Source organism: Bradyrhizobium sp. CFUWI (assembly GCF_056429085.1).
In genome coordinates this window covers 23223-36594 of sequence record NZ_JBWJZE010000017.1, presented here as the reverse complement: position 1 = coordinate 36594, position 13372 = coordinate 23223, and the positions used below count along the sequence as shown (strand labels likewise).

Below are 13372 nucleotides of genomic sequence, written 5' to 3'. Positions count from 1 at the left end.
GAATTCGCAGCACTGGGTCCCGGCTCAGCGCAGCAGCGTTTCACGCTGCAGCACGTCCGGGACACGAGACAGCGCTAGCTCGAGAACGTGCCGCTGCGATCGCTGAACAGATCGAGCGGTTGCGGCGGACGCACGTCAGGCGTAGCTGACGCGACGGACGTCAGCGAGGCGTTGTTGCCCCACAATTTCTGCACCGTGGTCGAGACCGGCTGAGTGGTGTCGCCGGGCTGGTAGATCGAACGGAAGGCCGGTGTGGTCGGCGCATTGTCCGCGACCGTCGTCGGCGATGTCGCACTGACGGGCGTCGCCGCGCGTGTATTCGGGAAAGTCTGGAGATAGCTGGCGTTGTCGATGACCGGCACGGTCGGCTGCACGCCATTCGCGCTCGCGACCTCCGCGGTCGACGGCGTGCCACCATACATAGCCATTGCGCTGCGGGTCACTTTCGAATTGGCCGCGCTGGCATAGCGCGCGTCCAGCACCGAATAGACCTCGGAGACGCTGCGGGCGCGGCCGTCCCTCGTGTAGAAGATCGAACGATTGGCGGACGCTGCGTTCGGAAACAGCCGCGCACCGACCGCCTGCGGATTGTCCTCGGCATTGGCGATCAGTTTCGCGGCGCCTCCGACGCCCATGAAATGCGCCATGTAGAGCTCGCTGTCGCTCGGCCTGCGCCCGAGCAGGCCGGTCAGCTTGAAGCTGTTCGACTGCGTCAGCGCCGCCGCCATGCTGGAAGCGGCTTGCGGATCGTCGCGCAACTTCATGATCGACCGCTTCATCACGGGATCATCGACGGCGTAGCTGCCCGACGACGTCCTGGAGATGGCATCGGAATAAGTGCCGTAGCCGAGCTGGGTGCCGGCCTCCTTCACGGTGCCGAGCCAGGTCTGGTCGATGAACTGGTAGAGCCCATGCGCGGACGAGGTGGTGGCCCCTGCCGCGGGATCGAAATCCGATTCCATCTTGGCGGTGGTCAGCATGTACTGAAAGCTGACGCCGCTGATGTTCGAGGCCTGTTTGATCGCACCGGCGACGCGCGCCCGCGCCGGATCGAGACCGGCCGTCTGCGTGGCGCTGGAATTGTCGACCGACATGATGAAGTGCCCGCCCCGCGCGGCGTTGAGCGGCGCCGGCAATTCGGACGCCTGTCGTCTCACCGTGGGACAGGTATGGTTAATGCGGGGTTAATCCTGGTGTCGCCGCCCCACTTCAAGTCATTCCGGGGCGCACCGCAGGTGCGAGCCCGGAATCCATTTTGCCGCGCGTGATGCCGTGCGATGGATTCCGGGTTCGCGCTTCGCGCGCCCCGGAATGACAGTTACTTCTTGTAGACCGCGTCCGGATCAAACAGCCGCGCCGCATCGGCGAAGACCAGCTTGGCTCCTCCGCCCTCACCCTCGACCTTGCGATAGAAGCACGACCGCCGCCCGGTGTGGCAGGCAGCCCCGATCTGCTCGACCCGGATCCAGACTGCGTCCTGGTCGCAATCGGTGCGCATCTCGACCACGCGCTGGGTCTGACCTGAAGTCTCACCTTTTCGCCACAAGGCATTGCGCGAGCGGCTGAAGTACCAGGCTTCGCCGGTCGCGATCGTCTTGCGCAGCGCCTCCTCGTTCATGTGCGCGACCATGAGCACGTCGCCGGTGGCGGCGTCGGTCGCGACGCACGTCACGAGCCCGGTCGCGTCGAACCGCGGCTGGAAGGACAGGCCTTCCTCGATCTCATGAGAGTGAGCGGACACGACGACCTCGCAAGAGCATGACCCGGAAAAGTGCGCAGCGGTTTTCCGACAAGGTCATGCCCAACATGACCATCGCGAGGTCAGCGCGTGCCTCGCACCAGGGACAGGAAGCGGGCCTGCTCCGCAGGATTGTCGCGGAACATGCCGGTGAAGCGGCTGGTGAAGGTGGAGGCGCCATGCTTGGCGACACCCCGCACCGACATGCAGGTATGCTCGGCCTCGATCAGCACGGCAACGCCGCGGGGCTTCAGGACCTCGTCGATCGCTGCCGCGATCTGCGCCGTCAGGTGCTCCTGGGTCTGGAGCCGGCGGGCGAAGATGTCGGTGAGGCGAGCGAGCTTGGACAGGCCGACGACGCGCTCCACCGGCGTATAGGCGATATGCGCCTTGCCGTAGAACGGCATCATGTGATGCTCGCACTGCGAGGTGAACTCGATGTCGCGCACCAGCACGAAATCGTCATAGCCGGCGGTCTCGCCGAAGGTGCGGTCGAGCACCTCGGCCGGACATTGGTGATAGCCCTGATACAGCTCGTCGAAGGCCTCGACGACGCGGCGCGGCGTGTCGAGCAGGCCCTCGCGCTCGGTGTTTTCGCCGATATAGGCGAGCAGTGTCTTCACCGCCGCTTCCGCCTCGGCGCGCGCCGGGCGCGGCTGGTCGGCGCGGACGGCGGCCGCGAGGAATTCAGCGGGATCAAGCTCGGCCGGCCGGCTCTCGGGCTGCCGGTCAGAGGGCTTGCCCGGGCGGATGGATTTGATTGCAGCGTCCATATCGACTCCGTTCGACGGCCTCGCGGCCGGAGTGTCACCGGCAGACGGGGCGGCCAAGCCGCCGGACGCCTGAACAGAACAGTTTCGGCGGAAAGGGTCCTGAGCTCAAAACGCTGACGGTATAGATCCGGATCGCCGCCCCGTACCGCTGGACTGTATTTCCACCAGTTCCGACCCTATATAGGACCCTGGACGACGCCCGCCAAGGCCGATCGGGTGCCGAAGTGGGCATGGACGCGCTGGACTCCATCACATGCTGAACGACATTTATAACAAGCGGATCATCGAGTTGGCCGGGAATATTCCGCGCCTTGGACGGCTGCCGGACCCCGATGCCTCCGCCACCGCCCACTCCAAGCTGTGCGGCTCGACCGTCAAGGTCGATCTCAAGATGACCGGGGACACCGTCACCGACTTCGCCCATGACGTGAAGGCGTGCGCGCTCGGACAAGCTTCTTCATCCATCATGGCAAGTCGGGTTGTCGGCTCGACTGCGAGCGAACTCCGTGAGTTACGCGAGACTGTTCGCAAGATGCTGAAGGAGAACGGTGCGCCTCCGGAAGGCAAATGGGAGGAGATCAAGTTCCTCGAGCCAGTCCGCGACTACAAGGCGCGCCATGCCTCGACGCTGCTGACCTTCGATGCCGTGGTTGACGCGATCGGCCAGATCGAGGCCAAAGCCAAGCAGCCGGCTGCGGCACAGGGCTGAGCCCAATATTGTCATTCCGGGCGCGCGCCAGCGCGAATGCCGGTGCGTAATTGCGCACCTGAGAATCTCACGCTTCAATATCTGGATTCCGGGTTCGTCGCTTTGCGACACCCCGGAATGACAACGGGTGGAGCTTTACTTCGGCGTCGGTGCAGCCGGCGCGGCCACACCGCCCGTCGCCACGGCTTCCGCCGTCTTGGTCGACTTCGCAGGGTGCTCCGGTTCCACGCCGAACTTTGCCTGCGTCTTCGGGGCAAGCTCAGCCATCGCCGGTGCGGATATGTCCACATGCGGCAGCACGTCGGTAACGAGATCGGTCGTCACGAGATTGGTGAGCTTGAGCTCGCCGGCGTCCAGCTCGTGCAGATCTTCCCAGGGCGGAACGCTGAGCGCGAGCGACAGCAGATCGCCGGCGCCGCCCATGTCGAAGGTGTATTTGGCAAGCCGGCCGATGTCCCGCTCCACGATCATCAGATCCTGCGCGCTGTAGCTCGCCGCCTTGGCATTATCGGCACGGTCGCCCATCCAGATCTGGTGGACGCGGACATGGGCGGCTTCCGGCACATAGCGCTTCTTGCCGGCCAGCAGCAGGAACACGCACATGGATTCGCAATAGGCCTCAGGCGCGACCGTCGGGCGGGCCGACTGCCCGCCGCGCAGGCTCATGCCGACCGTGGTCAGCAGGCCGAGATTGCGGAAACGTCGGCCAAGCGTGATTGCGTCATTGACGGAACCGCCGCTGGAATCGAGCACCACGGTGGCGCCACCAAGCTGGCGTCCGCGAGAAAATTCTTCGAAATCCTTCGGTGTGTCGGCGGTGATGACGCCGACCGCGCTGACCCAGCCGCGGCAATTCGGCTCGCAGGCGACCCAGCTGAACTTCATCGGCAGCTTGCGCTCTTCGAGCGCGCTCCCCGCTCGGGCCGACGACCCGAGTGTCGCGACGGCGCCAGCCAGCACGATTCCGCACGCGGCGGTTCCCACCAGCAACCAACCGCGAAGATTAAGGGAGTTCAGAAGTCTCAATCTGGTTCCTTCCCCAAGCCCCTAAGGTCCCCAACAATCCTCGGTAGCGCCCGCTGAGTCCATCATACAGGCGTATGTTTCTCACATGGACGTCACAAAAATGGTATCCGTGGGAATACAGATCGTCCACAGGTACTTGCTGCACTGCTCCCAAAAAGCATGCAAAATATGGCGCATAAACAACAGCTTACAGTTCCCTGCGCGGGAACCGTGCAATACCTCGCTTAACATCGCAGCACAGCGCACATGAAGCATTCAGCCTGCGGGCATTGTTATAGTTCGCTCGATGGGGCGCTTCGGCTCCCGCGCAGATTCGGCCGCGCGCTGATCTGGCTGTACCGGCACACGCTGTCGCCCCTGGTCGGTTACAATTGTCGGCATCTGCCGACTTGCTCCGTCTATGGCGACGAGGCGATCGAACGGTTCGGGCTGTGGGCCGGCGGCTGGATGACGCTCGCACGACTGCTGCGCTGCAATCCCTTCGGCACGTCAGGCATCGACAACGTGCCGCTTGCCGCACCGAAAGGCGCGCGCTGGTATCTGCCGTGGCGCTATGGCCGATGGCGTGGTGTCAACGCATCCTGAGCCGTGCGATGCTCCTGAGCCTGAGTGGAACCTCGGACTTTGCTCCCGCGTTGTTTTGATGCTCCCTTCGGGAGGAAACAACAATGCGCTGGAAAATCAGCCCTCACCTGCACACCAGACTTGTTCACAGGCTTGGCCCTGCCCCCGGCTCCAGGCGGCACCACGACCCCCGCACCATGGACCTGCTCGCGATCGTCGCCTTGCTGGCGCTCGTGCTCGGCTCGGGCTGGTACCTGGCATCGAGCCTTGCCACCCCACCAGGCACGACGGCGTTCATCGTACCGAGCCAGAGCGTGCACTGGTAATCAGCGGAACCAGTAGAAGCGCCCGTGCGACGGCGGGATCGACTCGGGCGGTCGCAGCCGTTTGGGACGCGGCGGCTTTGGCGTCGGATCGGTCGACGAGGTCGCCTCCCCGCTTGGCGGCGTTTCGCTGCCCGGCACTTTCACCGCCAGCAGCAAATTCGACTCGTGCATGCGCCAGCGGTAGCCGACGCCAAAATCAATCGGCTGGGCGCGTGTGAACAACTCGGCGTAGCGCTGCTGGTAGCGGCCGGGGAATTCGTCGATCGGCCCGAGATAGCGGCCGAACGGGAAGAACCGCCACTGCCGTGCGCCGTAATTCGCAAGCGGAATGCCGGAATCGTCCTGGATGATGGTGGCGCTGTTGGCGAGCAGCCAATCGCGGACGACGGTGAAATTTCCGGAGTGCATGAGATAGGACGCGCTCTTGAGCAGGCTGTTGCCGGGCGCCAGCGTCTCGCAGAATTTCAGGAATCCGGTGTTGCGCGCACCGGCATTGGAAAGGTCGGTGGAGAAATAATACAGCGTGCGCGCCTCGCCGTCGCTGCCGGCGAAAGTGATGCGGACTCCCTGAGTGGCGTTCGGTCCCGGATTGTCGCCTGCGGCATGCATCCCCCCCTTGGCATCGAGCGCGACCATCTCGACGTTGCGGATGGTCTTGCCGGAGCGGGCGAGGAAGACGTAGAGGATCGGCAAGGTGCCGTTGACCTGATCGGCGTGCAGGTCGACCTTCATCTGCTTGGTGATGAAGAACGAAAAGCTCAGGATCGAGCCGAGCGAACGTTCGATATTGTAGAGCGCGGCACTGATCGAGCCGCGCGGCAGCCGCGTCAAATCGGGCACGGCACCGACCGGCTCCAGCGCACCGAGCACGTAGGTGCTGGCCTTGGAATAGAAGGCGTTGGCGTAGAGGAAATCCGGGCCGCTGAACATGTAGAACATGGTCGGCCGGGGCGCGGCGAGATTGACGTCGGCCCAATCGCGGATCTTCGAAAGCTGGCGCTGCTCGAGCTGGGCGAAGGCGCCGTCGAAGAACTTGGCATGGCGCTGCCAGCCCGGCTCTCTTGTGAGCGGCAGCAGCGGCGAGTCCGCCGAGGGCTGCATGCCCGCAAGGAAGCGCGCGGTGTCATCGAAGGTGACCTCGGCGGCGCGGGCGGACGAGACGGCCGCAGCCAGCAGGGCAAGAGCGGCGGCCGCGATTCTGAGGGATCGAAACATATCTATTCGCGATTGTGTGAATTGCCGGCGGCGACCGGCCGCCTGCGGAAAACGGCATAAATCAACAGGCCCGACAGCATGACGAGCATCCCCGAGAGCGACTGCACCGGCCGCTCGGTCAAGAGGTAGTACATCATGAACGCAGTCACGAGCAGGAAAACCAGGGGCGTGAACGGGTATCCCCAGGCGCGATAGGGCCGGGGCAAATCGGGGTCGGTGATGCGCAGCTTGATGACGCCGGCGACCGTGAAAAACGAGCAGAACAGCAGCGCGAACTGGATGAAGTCGAGCACCGCCTCGAAGCTGCGCGTGAACAGCAGCAGCGTCGCGACCGCGAGCTGGAACAGGATGGCATAGGCCGGTGCGCCGCGCCCCGATCGCTTCGAGAACACGCGCAGCGCCGGAATGTCCTCCCCCATCGTCATCATCACACGCGGGCCGATCCACATCATCGCAGAGATCGAGGAGACCAGGCCGACGCAGATCATCGCGCCGACGATCCGGCCGCCGAGACTGCCGAAGATCGCGGTGCCGGCAACGCTGGCGACGTCGAGCTGGCCGGCAAGCGCACTCACCGGCGTGGTGTAGAGAAACACCGCGTTCAGCGCGACATACAGCACGAGCACGATCAGCGTGCCCGTCAGCAGCGCGCGCGGCAGGTTCCGCTGCGGCGTGTTCATCTCGCCGATGATGTAGGTCGCGGCATTCCAGCCCGAGAACGAATACATCACGAAGACGAGTCCGATCGCGAACGGCGCGCTGACGATGTGGGCGAGATCGCCCGGCTGCGGCGTGAAGGCGATCGGCTGCGGCACGCCGATGACGAAGCCGGCGACCAGGAAGGCGATGATCAGCGCGACCTTGATGATGGTCGAGATCAGCTGGAAGGTCGACGAGTGCCTGACGCCGGTCAGCTGCACGAGCGAGACCAGCCACACCACGGCGATGGCGAGCGGAATCGGCGGCAGACCGGGCACGACCGATTTGGCGTATTCGCCGAACGCCATCGCGGCAAGCGCGACCGGCGCTGCGAAGCCCACCGTCGCCGACACCCAGCCGGCGAGAAAACCGAAAGCCGGATGATAGGCACGGCCGAGGAAATTGTACTCGCCGCTCGAACGCGGAAACATCGCCCCGAGCTCGCTGTAGGCGAACACCCCGCAGAGCGCGACGATGCCGCCGACGGTCCACAGCAGCAGGATCGAGAAGCCGGACGGGATATCCTTGACCTGGAAGCCGAGGCTGGTGAAGACGCCGACCCCGATCATGTCGGCCACGACGATGGCGGTCGCGACCAGAACCGAGACCCCTGTCCCGCTTCCGGTCAGTCGGCCAGTCCAGGGTTCGGTTCCCGCATCTGATGCCGTCATCGGGGTCCTTAACCTGAGGCGTGGTGCCTCGCGGGGCGCATCGTGCAGTTTGCCCCAGTGAATTCAAGCAGGGTTAACAAGGGTTAAATGAGGCAACGGAAACGGGGTACTTGGGCACCACTATTCCCGTTGCCGAGAGAAAAAGCGGCATAAGCCCCGGGAAGTCCCGTCCCCCGTCCCCACAATCAGGACACGATTGCATGGTCCTTTTGAGCGTTCCGGATGTGGGGAAGTTTCTCCGGACGCTTAACGTCGCCTAAACGTCGGTCGGCTCAATTGCCTAGAGATTGCCGATTGGACGTGACTTTGGGGTCATGGGTGGATGGTCGGGGCCGTTCCGAAACCGAGAGCTGACATGCGTGCCGATCGGACACCTTCCGATGCGCGCGGCCGTGTGCTCCGGCGCGGCCTGATCTCAGCCTTGGTGCCGCTGTCGCTGACGCTGGTTCAATGCGGCAAGGCGCCAAGCCCGGCGGCGCTCGCGGCGAACTCGCAGGCGAACGTCCAGGTCGTTGCGAAGACAAACCAGAAAGTGGCGAGCGGCGACACGTTCGAGGATCGCTTTCCGGCCCCGCAGTTCAGGGAGCGCTTCCCGTCGGCGAGCGAGAGCCTTCTGCAGCGGCAGATGTCGGACTTCTCGCCCAAGCGCGCTGTGCAGCAGCAGCCGGAGCAGGCACCTTACAAGGTCGCCTCGCTCGAGCCGCAGGTCCCCTACAAGCGCCCCGCCCGCGAGGACCTGACGACCCTCGTCAGCATGAAGTCGTCGGCCTTTCCCTATTTCGGCAACAACCCCGCCTCCGACGCACCGTTCCTCAACATTGCCAAGGGCGACCGTCGCGGCCACCGCAGCTATTCCGGTCGCGTGTTCTGGCAGGACGAGACCTATAATGACAGCCGCGTATTGGTGCACGTGCCCGAGCATTTCGACGTGCGCAAGCCGGGCGTGATCGTGGTGTTCTTCCACGGCAACGGCGCAACGCTCGAACGCGACGTGCGCGATCGCCAGCTGGTGCCCAAGCAGATCACCGATTCCGGCGTCAACGCCGTGCTGCTCGCCCCGCAGATGGCGGTCAATGCCGCCGATTCCAGCGCCGGCAAGTTCTGGCAACCGGGCGGCTTCAAGCGCTTCATGGCGGAATCGGCCGAGCACCTCGCCCGCGTCACCGGCGATCCCAACAGCGCGCGCGCCTTCGCCTCGATGCCGATCGTGATCGTCGGCTATAGCGGCGGCTTCCTGCCGACGGCCTGGAGCCTGGAGGTCGGCGGCATCAGCGACCGCGTCCGCGGCGTCGTGCTGCTCGATGCCGTCTATGGCGAACTGGACAAGTTCGCGTCCTGGATCGAAAGCCACCGCTCCGGCTTCTTCGTCAGCGCCTACACCCGCCACACCGCGCGGCGCGACCGCGAGCTGATGAGCATGCTCCGCCAGAAGGGCATCAGCGTCGCCGAGGACATGGATCAGCCGCTCCGTCCAGGCAGCGTGGTGTTCGTCGAGACCGCCGACGGCATCACCCATCGCGACTATGTCACCCGCGCCTGGACGCAGGATCCGCTCAAGGACGTACTGGTGAAGATGGCGGCGACGCCGTCGCTGGCGCTGACGCGCGTGGCCTCGAGCCGCTAAAGCGCGATGCGATTGGGATGAATCGTCATCGCGCGTTAGGTTGCTGTTTAAGCATGATCTTTTCGGAAAACCGCTGCGCACTGTTCCGGATCATGCTTTAGCCGTGCGGCGCTCAGCCGGATCAGCAGCTGAGCATGTCCCGCACAGCATCAGTTCTTGGGCAGCTTCGGAATGCTCTCGGCAAAGCCGTTGAAGCAGGTCAGGCGCTCGTCCTCTTCCTTGAAGAACCGGCAATCGGCGTAGCCCTTCGCCTTCGCAGGCTTCGGCTTCGGGGCCGGCGGGATCACGGCGTCGTAGCAGTTGAGGCGGTCCTTGGTGCCGTCGTCGATCTCGAGACAGGCCTGGAGCCGCACGGCGATCGATTGCGGCTTGCCCTTCGGCGCCGCGGCCGCCTCCTTGGTTCCTTTGGGCTTGACCTGCACCAAGGGCTTGTCCCCGACCATCGGTGGCTTGTCGGCTTGCGCGAACGCGGAGGCTGAATAGAGCACCGCGGCAACCGCCAGAATCATCCTCATTTCAGTCAACTCTCTTTGGTCCCCATGACCGGCCTTCTAGCGCTCCGGCGCGCTGTTTGCCAAGCACCTTGCGCACGCCAGACGCGGGAGTCAGGCCAGGGCAGCGGCCTGACGGGGCCGGGTCAGGACCACCAGGATCAGCGCCAGCACGACGAAACCGACCGCGACGAAGCCGAGCGTGTGCAGGAGCTCGCGGGCGAACAACAATCCGCCGATGGCGGAGCCGACCGCCTGGCCGATATAGAGGACCGAGGTGTTGAGCGCGACGGTCGCCGATGCCAACGACGGCGCGGCGGCGACCAGCCGGACCTGCTGCATCGAATTGGTCGAGGCAAAGCCGAGGCCCCAGATCGCGACCCCGCATGTCATGAAAGCAAGCGTACCGGCGCCGAGCGCCCAGCCCGTGATCCCCGCCAGCAGCAGGCAGGTGAACAGCAGCGAGGTCCGATAGGGCCCCGAGGTGTCGACGATGCGGGTGGCGATGACGACGCCGAGGAAGCCGCAAACGCCGTAAAGCGCGAACACCATGCCGATCGCATCGGGGCCGGCGCCCGTGAGCCTGTTGAGCAGCGGCCCCATGTAGGTGAACACGACGAACTGTCCCGACATTTGCAACATGGTGATCGCAAGCAGCAGCAGGATCGTCCTGCTCCGGCCGACGGCGGCCCATGTCTTCAAATCCACCGGCACCCCCTGCAAGCCCGCCGGCAATCGCAGCAGCAACAGCACGAAGCTGAGACAACCGAGCACGCCGATCTCGCCATAGGCTGCCCGCCAGCCATAGCGGCTGGCGATGAAGGTGATCAGCGGAAGACCGACGGCGGCGGCCAGCGACCAGCCGAGAAAGATATACGCGATGGTGCTGCCCCGCCGCTCGGCCGGCACGATCAGCGCCGCCGTGCCGGCGGCCTGCGGCGTGTAGAGCGCACCGACCGCGAGCATGACGAGGCGGATGACGAGGAGGCTGGTGTAGTCAGGCGCAAAGGCCGAGGCGATATTGCCCAAGGCGAGCACGGCGAGCGTGGCGGTGAGGAGCGTCCGCCGTTCGATGCGACTGGTGAGCCAGGCCGTCAGCGGCGAGCCGATGCACAGCGTCACCGCGCCGAAGGTGATCAGCAGCCCGGCGGCATGAATGCTGACGTCGAGGCCCCTCGCCAACTCCGGCAGCATGCCCGCCGGGGCCAGCACCGAGCAGCCGGTGACGAGGTTGCCAAGCATCAGGGCGGTTGGCGCGAAACGGCCGGAGGCAGGGGATTTTTCCATGCAAATGCATGTAGAGCGCGCCCGCCAACCGTTAAAGGCCGCAGCTCGAAATAGTTGGTGCAAGGTCCCGGCTTTTGCGCGCCACTTTCTTGGAATTGCCGGATTGCGCAGGCCGAATCGCCTGTTATATCGCTCGTTCCCGCTTACCTGCGCTCGTTCGCAGGAGTGAGCCTCAGGAGAAAAGCAATGACCGATCAGCCCAAATCCGAGTCCGGCTTCCAGTACAGCCTGTCCAATCTCAAGCCCGTGACCCCCGCCGCCAAAGTCACCCTCACCTTCCCCGACGGCGCCCGGCGCGAATACGACAAGAGCATCACCGGCCTCGACATCGCCAAGGGCATCTCGCCGTCGCTGGCCAAGCGCACGGTTGCGATGGCGCTCGACGGCGTGCTCACCGACCTCAACGATCCCATCGAGGACGACGCCAAGATCGAGCTCGTCAATCGTGACGATCCGCGCGCGCTCGAGTTGATCCGCCACGATTGCGCCCACGTGCTGGCCGAAGCCGTGCAGACGCTGTGGCCGGGCACGCAGGTCACCATCGGTCCCGTGATCGAGAACGGCTTCTACTACGACTTCTTCCGCAACGAGCCGTTCACGCCGGAAGACTTTGCCGCGATCGAGAAGAAGATGCGCGAGATCATCGCGCGCGACAAACCCTTCACGAAAGAGGTTTGGGACCGCGAAAAGACCAAGCAGGTGTTTCGCGACAAGGGCGAGGCGTTCAAGGTCGAGCTGGTCGACGCCATTCCCGGCACCGAGCCGATCAAGATCTACTATCAGGGCGACTGGTTCGACCTGTGCCGCGGCCCGCACATGACCTCGACCGGCAAGGTCGGCAACGCCTTCAAATTGATGAAGGTGGCCGGCGCCTATTGGCGCGGCGACAGCAACAACCCGATGCTGACCCGCATCTACGGCACCGCCTTCGCCAAGCAGGAGGACCTCGACGCTTACCTCAAGCAGATCGAGGAGGCCGAAAAGCGCGACCATCGCAAGCTCGGGCGCGAGCTCGACCTCTTCCATTTCCAGGAGGAAGGTCCGGGCGTCGTGTTCTGGCACCCCAAGGGCTGGACCATCTTCCAACAGCTGATCGCCTATATGCGCCGCCGCCTGACCGGCGATTACAGCGAGGTCAACGCGCCGCAGATCCTCGACAAGGTCTTGTGGGAGACCTCGGGCCATTGGGGCTGGTATCGCGAGAACATGTTCGCGGCGCAATCGGCCGGCGACGAGGCCGAGGACAAGCGCTGGTTTGCGCTGAAGCCGATGAACTGCCCCGGTCACGTGCAGATCTTCAAGCACGGCCTGAAGAGCTACCGCGACCTGCCCTTGCGCCTCGCCGAGTTCGGCGTGGTGCATCGCTATGAGCCGTCGGGCGCCATGCACGGGTTGATGCGCGTGCGCGGCTTCACCCAGGACGATGCGCACATCTTCTGCACCGAGGACCAGCTCGCCGAGGAGTGCCTGAAGATTAACGATCTGATCCTGTCGACCTATGCCGATTTCGGCTTCACCGGCGATCTCACCGTGAAGCTGTCGACCCGGCCGGAGAAACGCGTCGGCACGGACGAGATGTGGGATCACGCCGAACGCGTGATGGCGACGGTGCTGCGCGAGATCCAGTCGCAGAGCAACCACATCAAGACCGAGATCAACCCGGGCGAAGGCGCCTTCTACGGACCGAAGTTCGAATATGTGCTGCGCGACGCCATCGGCCGCGATTGGCAGTGCGGCACCACGCAGGTCGACTTCAACCTGCCGGAGCGGTTCGGCGCGTTCTACATCGACCATGACGGCGGCAAGAAGCCGCCGGTGATGGTGCACCGCGCGATCTGCGGCTCGATGGAGCGCTATATCGGCATCCTGATCGAGCACTATGCCGGCAATTTCCCGCTCTGGCTGGCTCCGGTGCAGGCGGTGGTCACCACCATCACCTCGGAAGGCGACGAGTACGCCAAGCAGGTGCTGGAGCAGGCACGGCGTGCCGGGCTGCGGGTCGAGATCGACCTGCGCAACGAAAAGATCAACTACAAGGTCCGCGAGCACTCGCTGGCCAAGATCCCGGCGCTGCTCGTGGTCGGCAAGAAAGAGGCCGAGACGCATTCGGTCTCGGTCCGCCGGCTCGGCAGCGACGGCCAGAAGGTGATGACGACCGCCGAGGCGATCGCCGCGCTGGTCGACGAGGCAACCCCGCCGGATGTCCGGCGGGCGCGTGGCGCCTTCTGATCCCTGAAATCGATCTAAAC

Annotated in this window: 13 protein-coding genes; 5 read left to right on the top strand and 8 right to left on the bottom strand. The window is 64.6% G+C overall.

The window, feature by feature from the left end; all coding sequences use genetic code 11:
- Positions 1-74 precede the first annotated feature (74 nt).
- The 3 genes from AC066S_RS29465 to folE form a co-directional block, all read right to left on the bottom strand.
- Entirely contained in the window at positions 75-1136 is a 1062-nt protein-coding gene (locus AC066S_RS29465) for a lytic transglycosylase domain-containing protein (protein ID WP_164718657.1), read from the bottom strand.
- Positions 1137-1318: 182 nt separating this feature from the next.
- Positions 1319-1741 (bottom strand): phosphoribosyl-AMP cyclohydrolase, encoded by a 423-nt coding sequence (gene hisI, locus AC066S_RS29460; protein WP_478271284.1) that lies wholly within the window; start codon positions 1739-1741, stop codon positions 1319-1321.
- 80 nt (positions 1742-1821) lie between these two features.
- Positions 1822-2511 (bottom strand): GTP cyclohydrolase I FolE, encoded by a 690-nt coding sequence (gene folE / locus AC066S_RS29455; RefSeq protein WP_028137199.1) that lies wholly within the window; start codon positions 2509-2511, stop codon positions 1822-1824.
- 253 nt (positions 2512-2764) lie between these two features.
- On the opposite strand from folE, the gene AC066S_RS29450 reads away from it, so the two are divergent.
- Positions 2765-3220, top strand: a complete 456-nt coding sequence (locus AC066S_RS29450) for an iron-sulfur cluster assembly scaffold protein (protein ID WP_126257965.1) — start codon at positions 2765-2767, stop codon at positions 3218-3220.
- A gap of 135 nt (positions 3221-3355) precedes the next feature.
- Here the strand turns inward: AC066S_RS29450 and AC066S_RS29445 are convergent, their stop codons facing one another.
- Entirely contained in the window at positions 3356-4246 is an 891-nt protein-coding gene (locus AC066S_RS29445; protein ID WP_167767481.1) for a COG3904 family protein, read from the bottom strand.
- A 246-nt stretch (positions 4247-4492) separates the two neighbouring features.
- Between AC066S_RS29445 and yidD the strand changes: the two genes are divergently transcribed.
- Both yidD and AC066S_RS29435 read left to right on the top strand, forming a co-directional pair.
- Positions 4493-4831, top strand: a complete 339-nt coding sequence (gene yidD, locus AC066S_RS29440; RefSeq protein WP_135169278.1) for a membrane protein insertion efficiency factor YidD — start codon at positions 4493-4495, stop codon at positions 4829-4831.
- An 83-nt stretch (positions 4832-4914) separates the two neighbouring features.
- Positions 4915-5136, top strand: coding sequence for a hypothetical protein (locus AC066S_RS29435; protein WP_126257963.1), 222 nt, complete (start codon positions 4915-4917; stop codon positions 5134-5136).
- Here the strand turns inward: AC066S_RS29435 and AC066S_RS29430 are convergent, their stop codons facing one another.
- Both AC066S_RS29430 and AC066S_RS29425 read right to left on the bottom strand, forming a co-directional pair.
- Positions 5137-6351 carry a hypothetical protein gene (locus AC066S_RS29430; protein ID WP_478271283.1) on the bottom strand — a complete coding sequence of 405 codons (1215 nt, stop codon included), beginning with the start codon at positions 6349-6351 and terminating at the stop codon, positions 5137-5139. It abuts the gene before it with no gap.
- A gap of 2 nt (positions 6352-6353) precedes the next feature.
- Positions 6354-7721, bottom strand: a complete 1368-nt coding sequence (locus AC066S_RS29425; protein WP_478271282.1) for an APC family permease — start codon at positions 7719-7721, stop codon at positions 6354-6356.
- Between the two features lie 355 nt (positions 7722-8076).
- On the opposite strand from AC066S_RS29425, the gene AC066S_RS29420 reads away from it, so the two are divergent.
- Positions 8077-9345 (top strand): alpha/beta hydrolase, encoded by a 1269-nt coding sequence (locus tag AC066S_RS29420; RefSeq protein ID WP_478271281.1) that lies wholly within the window; start codon positions 8077-8079, stop codon positions 9343-9345.
- Positions 9346-9494: 149 nt separating this feature from the next.
- Here AC066S_RS29420 and AC066S_RS29415 read toward each other — a convergent pair whose 3' ends face one another.
- Positions 9495-9860 (bottom strand): hypothetical protein, encoded by a 366-nt coding sequence (locus tag AC066S_RS29415; RefSeq protein WP_126257959.1) that lies wholly within the window; start codon positions 9858-9860, stop codon positions 9495-9497.
- Positions 9861-9950: 90 nt separating this feature from the next.
- Positions 9951-11123, bottom strand: coding sequence for an MFS transporter (locus AC066S_RS29410; protein WP_478271280.1), 1173 nt, complete (start codon positions 11121-11123; stop codon positions 9951-9953).
- A gap of 186 nt (positions 11124-11309) precedes the next feature.
- On the opposite strand from AC066S_RS29410, the gene thrS reads away from it, so the two are divergent.
- Positions 11310-13352, top strand: coding sequence for a threonine--tRNA ligase (thrS, locus tag AC066S_RS29405; protein ID WP_164718655.1), 2043 nt, complete (start codon positions 11310-11312; stop codon positions 13350-13352).
- The last annotated feature ends 20 nt before the right edge of the window (positions 13353-13372 follow it).

Bases quoted from the DNA above. Each gene is read 5' to 3' on its own strand.
- folE (WP_028137199.1), bottom strand. From the start codon at position 2,511: ATGGACGCTGCAATCAAATCCATCCGCCCGGGCAAGCCCTCTGACCGG.
- AC066S_RS29450 (WP_126257965.1), top strand. From the start codon at position 2,765: ATGCTGAACGACATTTATAACAAGCGGATCATCGAGTTGGCCGGGAAT.
- yidD (WP_135169278.1), top strand. From the start codon at position 4,493: ATGAAGCATTCAGCCTGCGGGCATTGTTATAGTTCGCTCGATGGGGCG.
- AC066S_RS29435 (WP_126257963.1), top strand. From the start codon at position 4,915: ATGCGCTGGAAAATCAGCCCTCACCTGCACACCAGACTTGTTCACAGG.
- AC066S_RS29430 (WP_478271283.1), bottom strand. From the start codon at position 6,351: ATGTTTCGATCCCTCAGAATCGCGGCCGCCGCTCTTGCCCTGCTGGCT.
- AC066S_RS29425 (WP_478271282.1), bottom strand. From the start codon at position 7,721: ATGACGGCATCAGATGCGGGAACCGAACCCTGGACTGGCCGACTGACC.
- AC066S_RS29420 (WP_478271281.1), top strand. From the start codon at position 8,077: ATGCGTGCCGATCGGACACCTTCCGATGCGCGCGGCCGTGTGCTCCGG.
- AC066S_RS29415 (WP_126257959.1), bottom strand. From the start codon at position 9,860: ATGAGGATGATTCTGGCGGTTGCCGCGGTGCTCTATTCAGCCTCCGCG.
- AC066S_RS29410 (WP_478271280.1), bottom strand. From the start codon at position 11,123: ATGGAAAAATCCCCTGCCTCCGGCCGTTTCGCGCCAACCGCCCTGATG.
- thrS (WP_164718655.1), top strand. From the start codon at position 11,310: ATGACCGATCAGCCCAAATCCGAGTCCGGCTTCCAGTACAGCCTGTCC.